Origin of the sequence: Burkholderia mycopellens, from assembly GCF_964265025.1 — a bacterium.
Taxonomy (GTDB): Bacteria; Pseudomonadota; Gammaproteobacteria; order Burkholderiales; family Burkholderiaceae; genus Burkholderia.
In genome coordinates this window covers 2,032,490-2,051,236 of the sequence record NZ_OZ183802.1, presented here as the reverse complement: position 1 = coordinate 2,051,236, position 18,747 = coordinate 2,032,490, and the positions used below count along the sequence as shown (strand labels likewise).

Annotated in this window: 12 protein-coding genes, 1 pseudogene and 2 riboswitches; of the genes and pseudogenes, 4 read left to right on the top strand and 9 right to left on the bottom strand. The window is 70.6% G+C overall.

The window, feature by feature from the left end:
- Positions 1-6: 6 nt before the first annotated feature.
- Entirely contained in the window at positions 7-1,095 is a 1,089-nt protein-coding gene (gene cobW, locus ACPTTC_RS09445) for a cobalamin biosynthesis protein CobW (RefSeq protein ID WP_423392288.1), read from the bottom strand.
- Between the two features lie 330 nt (positions 1,096-1,425).
- Positions 1,426-1,691, bottom strand: a riboswitch (cobalamin riboswitch).
- A gap of 113 nt (positions 1,692-1,804) precedes the next feature.
- Positions 1,805-2,041: riboswitch (cobalamin riboswitch) on the top strand.
- Positions 2,042-2,211: 170 nt separating this feature from the next.
- On the opposite strand from cobW, the gene cobA reads away from it, so the two are divergent.
- From cobA to ACPTTC_RS09425, 4 genes are read left to right on the top strand one after another with little or no spacing between them, the layout of a single operon-like run.
- On the top strand, positions 2,212-2,961 hold the full coding sequence (gene cobA / locus ACPTTC_RS09440; RefSeq protein WP_423393343.1) for a uroporphyrinogen-III C-methyltransferase: 750 nt from the start codon (positions 2,212-2,214) through the stop codon (positions 2,959-2,961).
- A complete protein-coding gene (locus tag ACPTTC_RS09435) occupies positions 2,958-3,335 on the top strand; it encodes a cobalamin biosynthesis protein (RefSeq protein WP_423392287.1) in 378 nt (125 codons plus the stop codon). The genes cobA and ACPTTC_RS09435 overlap by 4 nt, the downstream gene beginning before the upstream one ends.
- Positions 3,336-3,373: 38 nt before the next feature.
- Positions 3,374-3,976 (top strand): cob(I)yrinic acid a,c-diamide adenosyltransferase, encoded by a 603-nt coding sequence (cobO, locus tag ACPTTC_RS09430; protein ID WP_423392286.1) that lies wholly within the window; start codon positions 3,374-3,376, stop codon positions 3,974-3,976.
- 2 nt (positions 3,977-3,978) lie between these two features.
- Positions 3,979-5,283 carry a cobyrinate a,c-diamide synthase gene (locus ACPTTC_RS09425; RefSeq protein ID WP_423392285.1) on the top strand — a complete coding sequence of 435 codons (1,305 nt, stop codon included), beginning with the start codon at positions 3,979-3,981 and terminating at the stop codon, positions 5,281-5,283.
- Positions 5,284-5,373: 90 nt separating this feature from the next.
- Here the strand turns inward: ACPTTC_RS09425 and ACPTTC_RS09420 are convergent.
- The 8 genes and pseudogenes from ACPTTC_RS09420 to ACPTTC_RS09385 form a co-directional block, all read right to left on the bottom strand.
- Positions 5,374-5,517: pseudogene (locus ACPTTC_RS09420) on the bottom strand (type II toxin-antitoxin system ParD family antitoxin); the annotation flags it as partial.
- 3 nt (positions 5,518-5,520) lie between these two features.
- Positions 5,521-6,684: a M20 aminoacylase family protein gene (locus ACPTTC_RS09415; RefSeq protein WP_423392284.1), complete on the bottom strand. Its 1,164-nt coding sequence runs from the start codon at positions 6,682-6,684 to the stop codon at positions 5,521-5,523.
- Between the two features lie 397 nt (positions 6,685-7,081).
- The gene (locus tag ACPTTC_RS09410) at positions 7,082-8,098 is read right to left on the bottom strand and encodes a GNAT family N-acetyltransferase (protein ID WP_423392283.1); all 1,017 of its coding nucleotides are present in this window, start codon (positions 8,096-8,098) and stop codon (positions 7,082-7,084) included.
- On the bottom strand, positions 8,098-8,937 hold the full coding sequence (locus ACPTTC_RS09405) for a formyltransferase family protein (RefSeq protein WP_423392282.1): 840 nt from the start codon (positions 8,935-8,937) through the stop codon (positions 8,098-8,100). Before ACPTTC_RS09405 ends, ACPTTC_RS09410 begins: the two co-directional genes overlap by 1 nt.
- Positions 8,938-9,023: 86 nt before the next feature.
- Positions 9,024-11,273 (bottom strand): TonB-dependent siderophore receptor, encoded by a 2,250-nt coding sequence (locus tag ACPTTC_RS09400; protein ID WP_423392281.1) that lies wholly within the window; start codon positions 11,271-11,273, stop codon positions 9,024-9,026.
- Between the two features lie 22 nt (positions 11,274-11,295).
- Positions 11,296-12,672 carry a lysine N(6)-hydroxylase/L-ornithine N(5)-oxygenase family protein gene (locus ACPTTC_RS09395; protein ID WP_423392280.1) on the bottom strand — a complete coding sequence of 459 codons (1,377 nt, stop codon included), beginning with the start codon at positions 12,670-12,672 and terminating at the stop codon, positions 11,296-11,298.
- Positions 12,673-12,704: 32 nt separating this feature from the next.
- Positions 12,705-13,730: a GNAT family N-acetyltransferase gene (locus ACPTTC_RS09390; protein WP_423392279.1), complete on the bottom strand. Its 1,026-nt coding sequence runs from the start codon at positions 13,728-13,730 to the stop codon at positions 12,705-12,707.
- Complete coding sequence (locus ACPTTC_RS09385; RefSeq protein WP_423392278.1) at positions 13,720-18,741, bottom strand: amino acid adenylation domain-containing protein; 5,022 nt, start codon at positions 18,739-18,741, stop codon at positions 13,720-13,722. The genes ACPTTC_RS09390 and ACPTTC_RS09385 overlap by 11 nt, the downstream gene beginning before the upstream one ends.
- Positions 18,742-18,747: the final 6 nt, after the last annotated feature.

The window sequence follows — 18,747 nt, the reverse complement described above, 5'->3', positions numbered from 1 at the left end:
CGTGCGTTACGCCTGTTGCGGTTCGGCCGCGCACGCGGCATCGAACGCGCGCTGCAGCGCGGCCGCGTCGAGATCCTCGCCGATCAGCACGAAGCGGCTCGCGCGCGTTTCGCCGTCCTGCCAGCGACGGTCGAAATAGCTGTCGAAGCGGCGGCCGACGCCCTGGATCACGAGCCGCATCGGCGCGCCGGGCAGCGCGGCGAAGCCCTTTGCGCGGTAGATCGTGTGCGCCTCGACGACGCGCTGCAGCGCGGCGATCGTCGCTTCGCGCGTGCCGGCGTCGCCCGACACGACCACCGAGTCGAAATCGTCGTGATGATGATCGTGATCGCCGTCGTCGGCCGAGCCGTGATGGTCGTGACGCAGGTGGATCGTTGCTTCCGATGCCGATTCGAGACCGAGCAGCATCGCGAGATCGAGCTCGCCACGCGTCGCGCGCACGATCTTCACCTGCGGCGGGATCTCGTCGCGGATCGCGGTTTCGATCTGCGCGAACGCCGCGTCGTCGACAAGATCGGCCTTGTTCACGATCACGAGATCGGCGGACGACAGTTGATCGGCGAACAGCTCGTGCAGCGGCGATTCGTGGTCGAGGTTCGGATCGGCGCGGCGTTGCGCGTCGACGGCCTGCGGGTTTTCCGCGAACTGGCCGCTTGCGGCGGCCGGCCCGTCGACCACGGTCACGACCGCATCGACCGTGAAGCTGTTGCGGATCGTCGGCCAGTTGAACGCCTGCACGAGCGGCTTCGGCAGCGCGAGGCCGGACGTCTCGATCAGCACGTGGTCGATGTCCGCGCGGCGCTCGACGAGCGCTTCCATCACCGGATAGAACTCTTCCTGCACCGTGCAGCACAGGCAGCCGTTCGCGAGTTCGTAGAGCTGGCCCGACGCTTCGCCCTGCGCGCCGTCGGCATCGTCGCAGCCGATGCCGCAGCCCTTGAGGATTTCGCCGTCGATGCCGAGCTCGCCGAATTCGTTGACGATCACCGCGATGCGGCGGCCTTCGGCGTGCTGCAGGATGTGGCGCATCAGCGTGGTCTTGCCGCTGCCGAGAAAGCCCGTGACGATCGTGACGGGAAGCTTGCGTAGGGTCATGGTAGGTCCAGGGTCGAAAATGGAATCAGGCCGGGATCGTCGCGTCGATGGCGGCGTGGCAGTTCATCTGGCGGATCGCGGGCCTGCCGCCGCGCGATCCGCACGGACAGTCGCGGGGCGGGCGGAACGACGAATCGGACATGGTGCTTCCTTGCGAACGGTCGACATCGTGAATGCCAACACGGCTGCCGCCGGCCCGGCTCGCGCAGCCGGCCGTTCCCCGCGACGGCCGGCGCGGGTTCGCGCATGGGCAGATCGGCGGAGGAAGCGGGCAACATGCGGGCGTCGGGCCTGCTGCGGCCGTGGACGATGCGCCGCCTCCCCGCGGCGCTGAACCCCAATGTTTAGGCCGGTATCCGGGCTGACGAACACGCCGCTTCGCCTTCCCGGATGCGCGCGGCATCCAGTGGCGGTCGTCCGCATGCGCGCGGCATGCGGCGAAGCGGCGTTGCGTGGCGCTTGCGCGCGACGCGTTCGCTTACCGTTGCGGGGGCAGCACAGGTTGGCTCGACTGCGGCGCAGGCGGGCGCCCTGTTTCCCGTTTAACTGCGCGCACCGGAGCGGCGCGCGCGAGCACCAAAACGCGTGCGAGTGTAGGCGGCGGTGCGGGGAGCGTCAAGGCGAAGCGGGCCGCCCGGCCCGGTTGCGGATGGCCGGCGCGCAGGGCTGGAAGCCGTGCGCGGCGGTTCGTTCGGGTGGATCGCTGTGCTATCGTAGCGCCGCGTTCGGTGCTCGCATGCGCATTCCGCGCCTGCAGTTAAACGGGAAACAGGAGGCGGCCTGCCGCCCGGCCTGTGCTGTCCCCGCAACGGTACGCCGCCCGCGCGACGCGCTTCCCCGCGCACGCGCCCATGCCGCCCACGATGCCACTGCCCTTCAGCCGGGCGGGAAGGCTGCGGTCTGGCAAGCGGCCAGCCCGGATACCGGCCGACGCAAGGGGCGAGCCCGACGCTCGCCGAACGCCCGATCCGCGGGGGACGGATGGGGTGCGCATTCCGCCCGCGTCCGCGCGGGCTTCGTTCGATCCGCCATGCGTGACCTGTCTGCCGGCCGCCGCCGCGCCGCCCGCCTGCCCTGTTCCACTGTTTCGACACGGTGCGCGCCGTGCCGCGCCCGATGAGCCGCGCGTGGCTCGTCGGCGCCGGCCCCGGCGACGCCGACCTGCTGACGCTCAAGGCCGTCCACGCGATCGGCGCGGCGGACGTGCTGCTCGTCGACGATCTCGTGAATCCCGACGTACTGCGCCATGCGCGTGCCGATGCGCACATCGAGCACGTCGGCAAGCGCGGCGGCCATGCGTCGACGCCGCAGGCGGCGATCGTCGCTGCGATGCTCGCTCATCTGCGCGCGGGCCGCAGCGTCGCGCGGCTCAAGGGCGGCGATCCGTTCGTGTTCGGCCGCGGCGGCGAGGAACTGGCCGCGCTCGGCGCGGCGGGATTCCCGGTCGAAGTCGTGAACGGCGTCACCGCGGGTATCGCCGCGCCGGCCGCCATCGGCATCCCGGTCACGCAGCGCGGCGACGCGCAGGGCGTGATCTTCGTCACGGGCCACGGCGCGGGCGCCGACGAGCCCGACTGGCACGCGCTCGCGGCCACGCGCATGACGATCGTCATCTATATGGGCATCCGCCGGCTCGACGCGATTGCAACCGCGCTGCGCGAAGGCGGCCTGCCCGGCGATACGCCGTGCGCGGCGATCGAGCATGCGACGCGCCCCGAACAGCGGCACGCGCTCGCGACGCTCGATACGCTCGTCGAACGCGTCGGCGCGACCGGCATCGGTTCGCCTGCGATCGTCGTGATCGGGCGCGTCGCGGCGTTCGCCGACGCTCCCGCGGTACGTGCCGCGCTCGGCGGCGGCGCATGATGCGCGTCGCGCTCGGCATCGGTTTCCGTGCGGGCGCAACGGCCGCGCAACTCGATGCCGCAATCCGCGCGGCGCTGACGCTGTACCCGGCCGCCGAACCAGCGCTCGTTGCCACGCTCGCCGACAAGGCGCGTGCCCGCGCGCTGCGCACGCTGTGCGCGCGACGCGGCTGGCCGCTCGTCGCGTTCGACGCGGCGCACCTCGCGCGCCGTCCCGAACTGGCCGCGAGCGGCCCGTCGGATGCCGCGCTCGCCCGCTTCGGCGTCGCGGGCGTGGCCGAGCCGTGCGCGCGGCTCGCGGCGCCGCACGGCCGGCTGCTGGGCCCCAAATCCATCCGGGACGGTGTGACGGTCGCACTCGCCGGCCCGCTCTGAACCCTTTTGTTTCGCTTTCTTTCGACAGGACGAATCCGATGAAAACCGACGCCGAATCCCATCAACGGATGACCGAACGCCGCCGCGCGGGCCACGAGAAGAAGCAGGCCGCCGCCGTCAACGAAAAGGGCCTGCTGATCGTCAACACCGGCAACGGCAAGGGCAAGAGCACGGCCGCGTTCGGCATGGCGGTGCGCGTGCTCGGCCACGGCATGCGGCTCGGCGTCGTGCAGTTCATCAAGGGCGCGCTGCACACGTCCGAGCGCGACTTCCTCGGCGCGGTGGCCGAATGCGATTTCGTGACGATGGGCGACGGCTATACGTGGAACACGCAGAACCGCGATGCCGACATCGCGACCGCGCGCAAGGGCTGGGACGAGGCGCGCCGGATGATCGAGAGCGGCGACTACCGGATGGTGATCCTCGACGAGCTGAACACGGTGCTCAAGTACGAATACCTGCCGCTCGACGAAGTGCTCGCGACGCTGGCCGCGCGGCCCGATGCGGTGCACGTCGTCGTGACCGGGCGGCATGCGCCCGATGCGCTGATCGAAGCGGCCGACCTCGTCACCGAAATGCGGCTCGTCAAGCATCCGTACAAGGAACAGGGCGTGAAGGCGCAGCGCGGCGTGGAGTTCTGAGCATGGCCGCCTGCCCCGCGCTGTTCGTCAGTGCGCCCGCGTCGGGCCAGGGCAAGACGTCGGTGACGGCGGGCCTCGCGCGATTGCACCGCCGGCTCGGCCGGCGCGTGCGCGTATTCAAGACCGGGCCCGATTTTCTCGATCCGATGCTGCTCGAGCGCGCGAGCGGCGCGCCCGTGCATGCGCTCGACCTCGGGATGGTCGGCGAGGCCGGCTGCCGTGCGCTGCTTGCCGACGCCGCGCGCGAGGCGGACCTGATCCTGATCGAGGGCGTGATGGGGTTGTTCGACGGCACGCCGAGCAGTGCCGACCTCGCGGCCGCGTTCGGCGTGCCGGTCGTCGCGGTGATTTCCGCGAAGTCGATGGCGCAGACGTTCGCGGCGATCGCGTTCGGGCTCGCGCGGTTCCGGCCGGGGCTGCCGTTTCACGGCGTGCTGGCGAATCGCGTCGGCTCGGCCCGGCACGCGGAACTGCTGCAACAGGCGCTGCCCGACGACCTGCGGTGGCTCGGGCACGTGCCGGCCGATGCGGGCATCGCGCTGCCGGAGCGGCATCTCGGCCTGCACCAGCCGAACGACATCGACGATCTCGACGCACGGCTCGATCGCGCGGCCGACGTGCTCGCGCACACGGCGCTTGCCGAATTGCCGCCGGCTGTCGTGTTCGCGGAACCGGATGCGGCAGCGCCGCTGCCGCGTGCGCTCGCCGGCAAGCGGATCGCGGTGGCGCGCGATGTCGCTTTTTCGTTCATCTATCCGGCGAATCTCGCGTTGCTCGACAGGCTCGGCGCACAGGTGCGATGCTTCTCGCCGCTCGCCGACGAACCCGTGCCGGACGACTGCGACGCACTGTTCCTGCCGGGCGGCTATCCGGAGCTGCATGCGGCGACCCTCGCGGCGAACGCCGCGACCGCACGGTCGATTCGCGCGCACGCGGCGGCGGGCAAGCCGGTCGTCGCGGAATGCGGCGGGATGGTGTACCTGTGTGAATCGCTGACCGATGCGGACGGCGTGACAACGCCGATGCTTGGACTGTTGCCGGGTCAGGCAACGATGCAGCGCCGGTTCGCGGCGCTCGGCATGCAGCAGCTCGATACGCGCAGCGGGACGATGCGCGGCCACACGTTCCATTATTCGCGGCTCGCGACGCCGCTCGAACCGGTCGCGAGCGCCGCGCGGCCCGACGGGATGTCGGGCAGCGGCGAAGCCGTCTATCGACGCGATGCGATCGTCGCGACGTACATGCACATGTACTGGCCGTCGAATCCGGAAGCGGTCGTGGCGATGTTCAGCGGGGAAGCGTTCTAGACCCGGGATGGCTCGAGTCGTACCGGGATGGCGCGCCCCGTGGCAACAATCCCGTGCGTACTTCGTGCGGCTGCGGATGGGGTTCGATTGGTGCGTCGCCCGCATCCGGGCCAGGACGGCCTTGCTGTCGAACGGCTTGGCCGCGCCCGATGCCTCCCCGGCCATCGACGCTTCCTGCCATGCTCGCCCCTGCGTTTCGTGTGACTCGAGAAGCCGCCAACCGGCTCGTACGACGGGTCACGCCAGGAACGCCTCCGCCAGCTTCACCCAGTACGACGCGCCGGTCGGCAGCGCCGCGTCGTTGAAGTCGTAGCCGGGGTTGTGCACCATGCAGCCCCCCTCCCCGTCGCCGTTGCCGATGATCAGGTAGCAGCCCGGCCGCTTCTCGAGCAGGAACGCGAAATCCTCGCTGCCGGTGAGCGGCACCATCTCGTCGATCAGGTTCGCGTCGCCCACCCACTCGCGTGCGACGTTGCGCGCGAACGCGGTCATTTCCGCATCGTTGACGAGCACCGGGTAGCGGCGCTGGTAGTCGATCGTCGCGGTCGCGCCGAACACGGCGGCCTGCGCATGCACGACCTCCTTGATGCGCGTCTCGAGCAGGTCGCGTACCTCCGGTTTCAACGCGCGCACCGACAGGCGCATCTGCGCACGATCGGGAATCACGTTCGGCGCCTCGCCCGCGTGGATTGCGCCGACCGTGACGATCGCCATGTCGAGCGGCGACACGTTGCGCGACACGATCGTCTGCAGCGCGATGACGATCTGCGCGCAGACGACCACCGGATCGACCGCCTTGTGCGGCACCGCGCCGTGGCCGCCACGCCCCTGCACGTCGACGATCACCGTATCCGACGACGCCATGAACGACCCCGGCAGGAAACCGAACTTGCCCGTCGGGAAGCCGGGCATGTTGTGCATCGCGAAGATCGCGTCGCACGGGAACAGCTCGAACAGCCCTTCGTCGAGCATCTTCTTCGCGCCGCCGAGCCCTTCCTCGGCCGGCTGGAAAATCAGGTTCAGCGTGCCCGAGAAGCGGCGCTCGCGGGCAAGATGCTTCGCGGCCGCGAGCAGCATCGCCGTGTGGCCGTCGTGGCCGCACGCGTGCATCTTGCCGGCGATCCTGCTCTCGTACGGCAGGCCCGTGGCCTCGTGGATCGGCAGTGCGTCCATGTCGGCGCGCAGGCCGAGGCGCTGCGCGCCGTTGCCGACCTTCAACTGCGCGACGACGCCCGTGCCGCCGAGCCCACGGTGCACCGTGTAGCCCCACGACTGCAGCTGCTCCGCGACGAGGTCGCTCGTCGCGAATTCCTCGAAGCCGAGCTCGGGGTGGGCATGGATGCGGTGCCGGATCTCGATCATTTCTTCGGCGAGGCCTGCGGGAATCACGCTGTGCGTCACGGTGTCGTCTCCTGTCCTGTGGGGAATATGCAGGCAAGGATAGTGGGTTAGACGGCAACCGGGCAGACGAAAAGTCGTCACGGTAGCAACTGGCAGTTGCCATCGGTTCGACGCTCAGGACGCGCCTGGACCGATTTTCGGGACGATTGCCACAGGCGCGCGGGGGGAGCCGAACCGGACGCCCATCCTCGATATTCGGCCTCCCGGCCTTCGAGCGATAACCCGGCGGCACGGCCGAACTCCCGGCTGTTGCGGGTGACGCGCACGGCACCGGCCGCGATCGCATGCCCGGCGGTCGAAACATCGTTCGCGTCGATCGGCGCGCCGCGTGCGGCGAGATCGGCACGAACCGCGACCGATGCCCGCGAGCCACGGTGCCGCGCGCCACATCGCGCCGTCACGGCAACCGGAACGTGTCGAAGAACGTATCGCGCTCGATCATGGTGAGCGCCGCGCGCTTGTGCGGGAAGTCGAATTCCTTCAGCGTGTGGAACCCGAGCCGGTGCATGTAAGCGATATGTCGCACGTGATCGACGCGCGGTTCGCCGACGAGGCGCTGCGTGCGCGGTTCGTCGACGAACATGTAGTGCAGCACCCCGCTCCACCAGGCATGCAGCTTGCCGGCGCTCTGGAAGCGCGGGTCGCCGATCAGCAGGTGCAGCCCGCGGTCGTAGTCGTGCGCGTCGTAGAACGGCGCGAGACGGTCCTCCTTCGCCCAGTAGAACTCGAAATAGCCGAACGGCGTGTCGTCGAAATAGCCGATCATCGGGTGCATGTGCGGATCGGCAAGCCGCTCGGCGAGGTACGCCGCGTGCTCGTCGCGCGTGCCGCGCTGGTCCCAGAACTGCGCGACGCGATCGAGGTTCATCCAGTCGCTGAACAGATCCGCGTGCGCGTCGACATCGACCGTGCGCAGGCTGAACGTCATCCCGACCTGCGGCATATAGCGTGAGTAGATCTCGCCGGCCGGCGATGGCGGCCGCACCGGGTGCCGATGGCCATTCGTGATCACGTGGCGCAGCGGCATGCCGCCCGACGCGGGCGCCTTCAGCCACGGCCGCGGGTTCTGCCAGAACGTCGTGCGCGACACGGTGAGACGCAGCGTGTCACCGGCCACCTGCGCGCCGTCGATCACGCCCTCGCGCACCGCACGCGCGACGTACGACGCAATGGCCGCCGCATCGGCGCCGCCGAGCGGCGCGGTGATCGTCGCCGCGTCGTAGCGCGTGTCGGTGTTGAACAGCGCGACGAACGCCGCGAGCAGTACGTCCGGCGAGTCGTCGGGCCGCCACGCGTCGAGCGTGTGCTCGGCGACCGCCAGCGCCTGTCCGCGTGCGGCGCCGTCGAGCGCGGCCGCCACGTCACCTTCGACGGAGCCCGAGGCGCCGGCCGGTTTCGTCAGCGTGTCTTCCATCACAGTGCTCCCGCGTCGTGGCGGTCGGCGAGGACGTGCAGCCCCCGCTCGAGTGCCGGAAACAGGCTGCGCTGGAAGTTGTTCCAGCGCAGTTCGAGAATCGTGTCGTCCGGCGCGATCGGCGTGTCGAGCACGTCGCAGATCACCTCGCCGGAATCGATGCCGTTGTCGACGTAGTGGAACGATGCGCCCGTCATCATCACGGGCTCGACGGACGACGTTGCGCCGCTCGCCCAGTCCACCCGTTCGCCGCGCGCGCCGTGCAGTGCGTCGAGCGTCGCCCACGCGCCACGCCGCTGGTACGGCGAACCGTCGGCCGTGATGCCGGGGTGGATGTTGGCGATGCGCCGGTGAAAGCGCGCGCCGGGCCGCACGAGTTCGTCGAGGATCACGAGCAGCCCGTCGAGCACGACGACGTCGGCTTCGAGTTCGAGCAGGCGCTCGAGCAGACGGCGCTCGAACGCCTGCTTGGCCGCGGCGCGCTCGCGCGCGTCGCGCGGCAGCCGCCGGTACGTCGACGGGATCGTGCAGAACAGTTCGTCGACCGGCCGGCCTTGCACCGCCAATCCTTCCGGCAGGATCCACGGGCGGCCCGGCGTACGGGCGAAGCCGTAGTCGGCGACTTTCGCGCGGTCGGCCGGCGAGCCTTCGTCGTCGTCGACGATCACGCCCTTGAGCGTGTAACGCTCGCCGAGCGGCGAGTCGTTCAGGCGCTCGACGAGGAATTCGAGCGGCGCCTTCATGTAGCGCGTGCCGCCGCGATAAGCGACCGGCTGGCCGGCGCGATCGGCCGCGCCGTTGCGCAGCGACTGGATGTAGACGAGATTTTTCTTCGGCATGGATGCGTCGTGGAAAAGCGGACGATGGCGCCGCGGCCCGCCCGCGCCGGCCACGAAGGCCGGCCGGCGCGCCGCGGCGCGCATCGTCACCAGTTGTATTTCGCGGTCGCGATCACGGTACGGTCGGTCCCGAACACGCAGACGTTCGCCGACTGGCAACCGCTGATGTAGTGGCGGTTGAACAGGTTCGTTCCGTTCACGGCGAAGCGCCAGTTGCGCGTGTCGTAGTGCACACCCGCGTCGAACAGCGTGACGCTCGATACCGTCAGCGAGTTGTCGGCCGCACCGGCCGAAGCGCTCTGGTAACGAACGCCGCCGCCGAGGCCGAAGCCGGCGAGCGGCCCCGTGTGCCACGTCCAGTCGGTCCACAGCGACGCCATCTGGCGCGGACGCGGAATGTCGACCGGCCAGTTGTTCAGCGTGTTGTCGTTCGCCTTCACGACCTTCACGTCCTGGTACACGTACGACGCGATCACCGACAGGTTGCGCGTGAGCTTGCCGGTCGCGCTCAGCTCGATCCCGCGCGAACGCACTTCGCCGGTCTGCACCGACTTCGTGCCGCTATCGTCCTGGCTCGGCAGCGCCGGCGTGATCCCGTTGGTCTGGTTGATCTGGTAGATCGCCGCGTTCAGCATCAGGTTCTTGCCGGGCGGCTGCCAGCGCAGGCCGGCTTCGATCTGCTTGCCGCGGGTCGGCTGCGGCAGCCCGCCGCCGAGCAGGTTCACGCCGATCAGCGGATTGAACGACGTGGCATAGCTGACGTACGGCGACAGCCCGTAATCGCCCTGGTACGTGAGGCCCACGCGGCCGGTGAATGCCGTGACGTCCGCCTTCGTCGACGTGCCGCCCGCGCGGTCGTCCATCCGCATGTTGACCCAGTCCTCGCGGCCGCCGAGCGTCAGCGTCCAGCGGTTCCACTTGACCTGGTCCTGCGCGTACAGGCCGAACGTGTTCATCGTCGTGTACGTGTTGGTGCGGATCGTCGCGTCGGGCGTGAACACCGCCGTCGTGACGGGCTGGTACACCGGGTTGTAGATGTTCAGCGGCGGCGCGGCGGCGAGCCATTCGCTGTCGGTCGCCGTCTGCCGGTTGTACTGGAAGCCGAGCAGCAGCGTGTGCTGGAGCGGCCCCGTCGCGAAGCGGCCTTCGAGGTTGTTGTCGATGTCGAAGCGGCTGTAGTTCATCTGGAACACGCCGGCCCAGCGCGACACGTCGGTCGTGCTGCCGTCGACGAAGCCGTTGCCGAACACCGACCCGTTGTCGAGCGACAGGTGCATCAGGCGCGTGTTCTGGCGGAACGTCCACGCCGGCGTCAGGTTCCGCTCGAACTGGTAGCCGACCGACCACTGCTTCTTGCGGTAGTAGTTGAAGTTCCCGTCGCCCTCGTAGACGTCCTTGTTGATCTGCCCGTTCGGGTTCGGCAGCACCGTGCCCTGCGCGGGCAGGAAGTTCGACGAGATGTCGCCCCAGTCCTGCAGGTACGTCGCGGACAGCGTCAGCGAGGTGTCCGCGTCCGGACGCCAGCGGAACGACGGCGCGAGCGCGACGCGCTGGTCGTTGTTCGGGCCGGTCAGCGCGTTGCCGTCGCGTGCGACGCCGACGAAGCGGTACGCGTACTTGCCGTCCGGGTCGAGCTTGTCGCCGACGTCGATCATGAACTGCTTGCGCGCGTAGTTGCCGATCTGCACGCCGGCCTCGCGCACGCGCTCGCCGTCGGCGAGCTTGGTCTGCACGTCGACGATCGCGCCCGGGTCGCCCGCGCCGTACAGCACCGAGGTCGGCCCGCGCAGCACGCTGATGCTGTCGATCATGTACGGATCGACACGCCAGCTCGCCAGGTTGATCGTGTTCGGCACCTGCAGCCCGTTCACGTACGCGGTCGGCGTGAAGCCGCGCAGCGCCGCGTACCAGTCGGAGCGGTTGTCCGAACCGTACGACGAGAAGCCCGGCACGTAGCGCAGCGCCGCATTCACGTCGGTCGCGCCGGTCATCTCGATCTGCTGCGCGGTGACGACGTTGATCGTCTGCGGGATCTCGTTGATCGACGTACTGGTCTTCGTACCGGTCCGGCTGCGCTTCGCGACGAGCCCGACCGTGCCGTCTCCTTCCGAGGCCGCGTTGACGTTGATCGTCGGCAGCGTGCCGGTCGACCCACTGGCCGACGCACCGTTCTGCGCACTGCTGGCCGATGCCGCGGCGCCCGCGTTCACGGCCGGCGCCGTCTGGGCCTGTGCCTGCCCTGCCGCCACACCGAACGCCACGCTCGCCGCGGCTGCGATCGCACGCAAACGCGTGCCTGTTGCCCACTCCATCTTTCTCTGCTCCACTTGTTTCATGCGGTCTCCGACCGCGCCTTTGTCAAAGAGCGAAAGCCATCCGGCTCGCGCTCACCCCGTTGTCCCGTCGTTTTTCCTGTGATGCCCGGGCCGCGCCTTCTTCATGGGCGGGTGCGATCTCGTTTTCGAGCGACGCGCAGATTTCGTCCGCGCGACGCGCCAGTACCGACAGCAGCGTGTCGGACAGGCCGTGGCTGTCTTCGCAGCAGCCTTGCAGGTAGATGCGCGGCGCGAAGTGCTCGGGCGTCGCGAGCAGGTAGTCGCGCGTCACGTCGCCGCGTGCAAGCGCGTCACCCAGGTGCGGCGCGAGCCCTTCGAGCAGCGCCGAATGCGTGTCGCGGCGGTAGCCGGTGGCCAGCACGAGCGCGTCGAAACGCTCGACGCGCGGGTCGCCGCTCATCCGGTCGCGCAGCGTCAGCTCGATGCGTCCGTCGGCGGTGCGCACCGCCGCCTCGATCGCGCTGTTCGCGAGCAGCGCATGACGCGGCATGCCGTCGATGCGCTGCAGGTACAGCATTTCGTAGATCTGTTCGATCAGCGGCCGGTCGACCACCGCGTAGTTCGTGTCGCGATAACGCTCGAGCAGCGCGCGGCGCGCGTCGTGCGGCTGCGCATAGACGACGTCGGTGAACTCGGGGCTGAAGATCTCGTTGACGAACGGGCTGTCGTCAGCCGGCTTCAACGCGCCGGCGCGCATCACGAGGTTCGCGTCGACGTGCGGGAAGCGGCGCGCGAGATCGATGAACACCTCGGCCGCGCTCTGCCCCGCGCCGATCACCGCGACGCGGCGGCGCTCGCCGTCCGGCGACGCGACGAGCCGGTCGATGTCGGTCAGGTACGACGAAGAATGGATCACGCGATCGCGGCCGAGCGCGGCGAACGCGTCCGGAACCGCCGGCGTGCCGCCGACGCCGACCGACAGCGCGCGCGTGACGCGCTGGCGCTCGTGGCCGGCCGCGTCGCGCGACAGCACGCGCAGCGCGTCGATCCGCGCGCCGTCGCCGTGCACGGGTTCGATCGCCAGCACGGTTTCGCTGTAATGGACGCGGTCGTCGAACGCCTCCGCCACCCAGCTCAGGTAGTCGTGGAACTCGACGCGGGTCGGATAGAAGTTCTTCAGGTTGACGAATTCGTTCAGCCGGCCGCGTTCGAACAGATAGTTGATGAACGTGTAGCGGCTTTTCGGATCGCGCATCGTGACGAGATCCTTCAGAAACGAGATCTGCATCCGGCAGTCGTCGAGCAGCATGCCGCGATGCCAGCCGAATTCCGGCTGGCGCTCGACGAAGCAATGGGCGAACGTGCGGGCGCCGCCGCGCTCGGCGAGGCGCACGGCCAGCGCCAGATTCGACGGCCCGAAGCCGACGCCGATCAGGTCGAATACGGTTTCTCTCTGCATGTCTCAGCTCCCTTGTCGGTGAATCCGGCGCGTCAGACGTGACGGCCGGAGAAGAAGGTCTCGCGCAGCGTGCGCATCCACAGCGGCTGCGCGTCGGCCAGCGCGAGACGGCGCTGCCGCGCGAAGCCATGCCGCGCGAGATGGTCGGCAACCCGCGCGCGGCCGGCCGGCACGGCGCAGCCGACCGCTTCGGTACGCGGGTCGTCGAGAAACAGGTAATGAACGACGGACGGCAGCCAGCCCGCCACGCAATGCGGGCCGCGCCAGCGCGACTCGCCGACCAGCATCCGCAGCCCGCGGTCGTAGTCGCGCGCCGCGACGTGCGGCGCGAGCGCGTCTTCCTTCAGCCAGACCGCTTCGAAATACGCGAACGGTTCGCCGTCGAAGCAGCCGACGAGCGGAATCACGTGCGGATCGGTGTCGGGCGCCGCGCCTTGCGCGCCGGGCGGCGTGCCGGGCCAGCCGTCGCGCACGCGCGGTTCGTCGAACCAGCGCGCGAGTCGCGCGGCGTCCTCGGCCGGCTGCCAGCCGCGCAGCGTGAAACGCACGCCGAGCGCAGGCAGGTCGCGCGCGTAGACCTCGCCGCGCGGCGCGGGCGGCCGGCGCGGATGACGGCGGCCGTCGGTGAACATCGGCAACGTCGCGCACGGCAGATGCGGGCCGACGAGCCACAGATCGGCCTGCTGCGCCCAGCCTTCACGCATGCAGAGGCCGCCGTCGGCGAGCACGCCGCTCGCGCGCAGCGCATCGAGCGCAACCGCCGGCCACGCGGCCGGGTCGAGCCGGATCGCCGCGTGGCGGGCGCTATCCGAAAACGCCGCGGCCAGCGCGACCAGCAGCGCACGCCGCTGGTCGGCCGGGGCCGCGCGATGGTTGTACGCGACGAGGCGCAGCGCGCCATCGTCGCCGAGCTGCGCGCGCAGCAACTGCGCGCCGATGCCGTCGCCCTGCGCGACGCGGATCTGCGCGCCGTCGCGCACGGCGAACAGGCCGTCCGCGAACGCGAGGCGGCAGGTATCGAGCAGCGTGAATCCGTCCGGACGCACTTCAGCCAGCATGGCGCGCCTCCTGTCCCGTTTCCGTGTGCGCATCAAGTCGCGCATCAAGTCGCGCGCCGAGTGCCGCGAGCGTCGGCGACGCGAATAGGTCCGCGACCGTCAGCGAGTGACCGGCACGGACCGCCGCGTCGACGAAGCGCACGACGTCGAACGAGGTCGCGCCGGCTTCGAACAGGTTGGCGTCCGCTTCGGGGGCGGCCGTCGCGAACGTGTCGGACCACAGCGCCGCGAGAGCGGCAGCCGCGTGCGGTGCACGTGACGACGTTGCCGCGCGCCCGTTGCCTTCCGCCCGCGAGCGATGCGACGCCGGCGCGACAGCATGCTGGTCGGGCGCGCCGAGCGCCGCTTCCGACGCGCCGGCGAAACGCGCGACTTCGTCGTGATAGACGTCGACGAGCGCATCGACGAAACCGCGGTCGATCAGCTCGTCCGCATACGAGAATGCGGCGCTCACGCGGCCGTCCGGATGCTCGACGACGTCCAGCTCCAGCGTAAACACGACGCGATGGCGCACCTCGTCGAATCCGGCCAGCGACAGGCCGGCCCAGTCGCGCGCCGCGGCACCCGCCGGGCGCAGGTAATTGAACATCACCTGGAACAGCGGATTGGCCTGCGCGGCACGCGGCGCGCACAGCGCCGCGACGACGTCCGCGAACGGCACGTCAGCGTGCGCGTAGGCCGTGAGCGCCGTGTCGCGCACTTGTGCGAGCACGTCCGCGCGGCGCGCGGCCGGGTCGAGCCGCGTGCGCACGACGACCGAATTGATGAAGAGGCCGAGCGCGTCGCGGGCCGCGTCGCCCGCCAGCTCGCGCGTCGACGCCAGCACGCCGACCGGCTGGTCGGCCGCGCCCGTCGCGCGGAACAGCGCGGTGTTGAGCGCCGCGTGCAGCAGCATCGGCAGTGTCGCGTGCGCGGCCGACGCCGTATCGCGCGCGGCGCGGATCAGGGCGCCGTCGAATTCGAATGCGATGCGGGCCGCACGCCATTGCGGCACGGCCGGTGCGTCCGCGCGCTGCGGCAGCACGCGCGCCGGCAGATCGGCCAGCGCGTCGCGCCAGTACGCGACGCGGGCCGGATGGCACAGTGCGGGCAGCACGAGCGGCATGGCCGGTTGAACGGACGCAATGGCCGCAACGGCCTCATCGGCCGGCGCGGCGCCGCCTTGCACGCGGGCGACATAGCGCGCACGAACCGCGTCGAGCCACAGCTCGATCGATTCGCCATCCGACACGATGTGATGAATCGTCACCGACAGCACATGATCTTCCGCCCCGAGCCGCAGTACCCGCGCGCGCCACAGCGGCGCATCGGCAGCGAGGTCGAACGGCGCGAGTGCATCCTCGTCGGTCAGCGCCGCGGCGCGAACGAGCGCATCGGTTTGCGCCGACAGGTCGACCACCGGCAGTTCGACGGCAACGTCCGAATCGATCCGCTGGCCCGGAAGTGCGTCGTCACGCTCGACCAGCCGCGCGCGCAGCGCCGGATGCACGATCGCGACATCCGCAAAGGCCGCACGCAGCGCATCGACATCGAGCGGGCCGCGCACGCGCAGCGCGACCGGAATGTTGTACGCGGCGCTGTCCGGCTGCGCGCGCCACAGGAACCACAGGCCGAGCTGCGCCGGCGACAGCGGCCACACGCCGTGCGCGTCCGGTTGGGCGACGGCGACGCCCGGCGCTGCCGCACCGGCATGCGCGGCGCGCGGCGCACCGGCGACCTGCAACGCGTACTGCGCGAGCACGGGCGCCTCGAACAGCGCACGCACCGGCACGTCGCGGCCGAGCTGTTCGGCCACACGCGTCGCCACGCGCACGGCGGCGAGCGAATGGCCGCCGAGATCGAAGAAGTGATCGCCGCGCCCCACGCGCGCGAGATTCAGCACGTCGCACCAGATCGCGGCGAGCGCGGCCTCGTCGCCGTCGTGCGGTGCTTCGTACGCGCGCTCGACGCGTACCGGCGCCGGCAGCCGTGCGCGGTCGACCTTGCTGTTCGCGTTGCGCGGCAGCGCGTCGAGCACGATCAACTGCGCGGGCACCATGTAGTCGGGCAGCGTGCGGCGCAGGTGCGCGTCGAGCGTCGCGGCTTCGACCGGCTGCGCGGCCGCCCGTGCGTCGGCTGTCAGCTCGACGTACGCGACCAGCTGCGCGCGTGCGCCCTGCCCGTGCACGACCGCGCATGCTTCGCGCACCGCGTCGTGCGCGGCAAGCTGGGCCTCGATCTCGCCGAGTTCGATGCGCAGCCCGCGCAGCTTCACCTGATGGTCGACGCGGCCGATGAAGTCGAACACGCCGTCCGCGCGACGCCGCACGAGGTCGCCCGTGCGGTACAGCCGCGCGCCCGGCGCGCCGTACGGATCGGGCACGAAGCGCTCGGCCGTCAGCGCCGGGCGGTCGAGGTAGCCGCGCGCGACGCCGATCCCCTCGCCGCCCAGATACAGTTCGCCGATCACGCCGACCGGCAGCGGATGCAGGCGTTCGTCGAGCACATGCGCGGTGCGTGCGCCGACCAGCGTACCGATCGGCAGGTAGGCGGCGTCGCCGAGCTTCGCGAGATCGTCGCCGGGCCGGAACATCCACAGCGTCGGCGTGATGACCGTCTCGGTCGGGCCATAGCCGTTGACCACGCGCACGTTCGGCAGCGCGCGGCGCAGCATCGCGAACGCCTCGCGCGACGTCGCCTCGCCGCCGACGGTCAGCGAACGCAGCGTCGGCGGCGCGCCGTGCGCGAGCGCCCATTCGGCGAGCTGCGCGGCGCAACCGGGCGGCACGTAGGTCATCGTCACGCCATCGCGGACCATCATCGCGCAGGTCTGCGCGGGCGGCCACAGCACGTCGGCCGTCACCGACACGGCGGCGCCCGACATGTACTGCGAAAACCAGCCTTCGTGCGCGCCGTCGAAGTTGACCGACTGGAACAGCAGGAACACGTCGTTCTCGCCCGCGCCGTAGCGCTCGGCGATCGCCGCGCAATGCCGCGCGAACGACGCATGATCGACGATCACGCCCTTCGGCTTGCCGGTCGAGCCCGACGTGTAGATCGCATAGGCCGCGTGGCCCGGCAGCACGTCCGGCAGCGCGACGTGCGCGGCTGCGTCGAGTGCGTCGACTTCATCGGCGCGCCACACGCGCAGATCCGGCAGTTCGGGCAGCGACGCGGCGCTCGCGCCGTCGGTCAGCACGTGCGCGATGTGCGCGTCGCCGACGATCTGCGCGAGCCGTTCGCGCGGATGCGCCGGATCGAGCGGTACGAACGCGGCACCCGACTTCAGCACCGCGATCAGCGCGACGAGCAGGTCGACCGAGCGCTGCAGCGCGACGCCCACGCGCATTTCGGGCCGTACGCCGGCCGCCACCAGATGGCGCGCCAGCCGTGCCGCGCGCGCGTCGACTTCGCCGCGCGTCAACGCGCGATCGGTATCGGCAACGCCGCGTGCGTCGGGCCGTGCCTGCGCATGCGCGGCGATGCGTGCATGAACGGGCACGAACGGTTCGGATTCGGCGGCGCCCGCCGGGGCGTTCCATGCGAAGAGCTGTTCGCGTTCATCGGCGGGCAGCCAGTCGAGATCGCCGACCGGCATGCCGGGGCGCGCGAGCGCATCGGCCAGCAGCGTGACGAAGCGCGCGGCCAGCCGTGCGATCGCGTCCGCGTCGAACAGGTCGAGCGCGTAGATGAACGCGGCGTCGAACGTGCCGTCCGGCGTCGCTTCGACCGAAAGCGTCAGGTCGAATTTCGCGGACGGCGTGCCCGACGGCAGCAACGCCGCCGACGCCGCGCCGAGCGCCGGCAGCGCGCGGCGCTCGCCGTACGCGGCCATCACCTGGAACAGCGGATGGTGACTCGCGCTGCGCGGCACGCCGAGCGCGTCGACCACCTGCTCGAACGGCACGTCCTGGTGCATCTGCGCGTCGACGAGCGCTCGCTGCGTGCGCGCGACCAGCGACGAGAAATCGCCGTGCGCGGGCACGTCGACGTCGATCGCGAGCGTGTTGACGAAGAAGCCGATCAGGCCGGCGACTTCCGCGCGTTCGCGGTTTGCGGCCGGCACGCCGACGCAGATCCGCGCGTCGCCGGTCGCGCGCGCCAGCAGCGCGTCGAGCGCGGCAAGCAGCACCGCGAACGGCGTGGTGCCCGAGGCAGCCGCGAATGCGCGCAATTGCGCGCCGACGCGTGCGTCGAGCGAAAACCCATGGCGTGCGCCGCGCGCACTGCGGCGTGCGGGTCGCGCAGCCGCGCCCGGCAGCGCCAGCACGCCGCGTTGCGGATCGAGCCGTTCGCGCCAGAACGCGAGCTGGCGGTCGCGCTCGCCGGCGTCGAGCCAGCGGCGCTGCCACAGCGCGTAGTCGGCGTACTGGATCGGCAGCGGCGCGAGCGGCACCGGCCGGTCGGACGCATACGCGCGATAGAACGCCGCGAGCTCCTCGAGCATCACGCCCGACGACCAACCGTCCGACACGATGTGATGCACGGTCAGCGCGAGCCAGTGACGGGTCGCATCGAAGCGCACCAGGTGAGCACGTACGAGCGGCGCCGCGCCGAGATCGAACGGTTCGGCTTCGTCAGCCGTGGCGACCTCCTGCGCGCGCGCCGTGCGCTGCGCATCCGGCAGCGCTTCGAGATCGGTTTCGCGCCACGGGCAACGCAACGGCGCGTGGATCGTTTGCGCCACGCCGTCCTGCGTTTCGTCGAAGGTCGTGCGCAGCGCCTCGTGGCGCGCGATCAGCGCGTCGCACGCCAGGCGCAGCGCATGCGCGTCGAGCGGGCCCGTCAGCGCCAGGCGCTCGGTGATGTGATACGCGTCGGGCGCATCGATCAGCCGCGCATGCAGCCACAGCCGCGTCTGCGCGAACGACGCCGGCACGCGCTCGCTGCGCGGCGTGCGCGGCGGGATCGGCAGCACGCGGAAGTCGATGCCGGCCGCGCCGAGCTTGTCGATGAAGACCGCGCGCTGCGCGTCGGGCAGTTGCGCGAAACGCGTCGCGAGCGCGAGCCAGTCGGGTTGAACCTTCGTCATCCGTCG

Coding starts and splice junctions, on each gene's coding strand:
- cobW (WP_423392288.1), bottom strand. CDS start 1,095: ATGACCCTACGCAAGCTTCCCGTCACGATCGTCACGGGCTTTCTCGGC.
- cobA (WP_423393343.1), top strand. CDS start 2,212: ATGAGCCGCGCGTGGCTCGTCGGCGCCGGCCCCGGCGACGCCGACCTG.
- ACPTTC_RS09435 (WP_423392287.1), top strand. CDS start 2,958: ATGATGCGCGTCGCGCTCGGCATCGGTTTCCGTGCGGGCGCAACGGCC.
- cobO (WP_423392286.1), top strand. CDS start 3,374: ATGAAAACCGACGCCGAATCCCATCAACGGATGACCGAACGCCGCCGC.
- ACPTTC_RS09425 (WP_423392285.1), top strand. CDS start 3,979: ATGGCCGCCTGCCCCGCGCTGTTCGTCAGTGCGCCCGCGTCGGGCCAG.
- ACPTTC_RS09410 (WP_423392283.1), bottom strand. CDS start 8,098: ATGGAAGACACGCTGACGAAACCGGCCGGCGCCTCGGGCTCCGTCGAA.
- ACPTTC_RS09405 (WP_423392282.1), bottom strand. CDS start 8,937: ATGCCGAAGAAAAATCTCGTCTACATCCAGTCGCTGCGCAACGGCGCG.
- ACPTTC_RS09400 (WP_423392281.1), bottom strand. CDS start 11,273: ATGAAACAAGTGGAGCAGAGAAAGATGGAGTGGGCAACAGGCACGCGT.
- ACPTTC_RS09395 (WP_423392280.1), bottom strand. CDS start 12,672: ATGCAGAGAGAAACCGTATTCGACCTGATCGGCGTCGGCTTCGGGCCG.
- ACPTTC_RS09390 (WP_423392279.1), bottom strand. CDS start 13,730: ATGCTGGCTGAAGTGCGTCCGGACGGATTCACGCTGCTCGATACCTGC.
- ACPTTC_RS09385 (WP_423392278.1), bottom strand. CDS start 18,741: ATGACGAAGGTTCAACCCGACTGGCTCGCGCTCGCGACGCGTTTCGCG.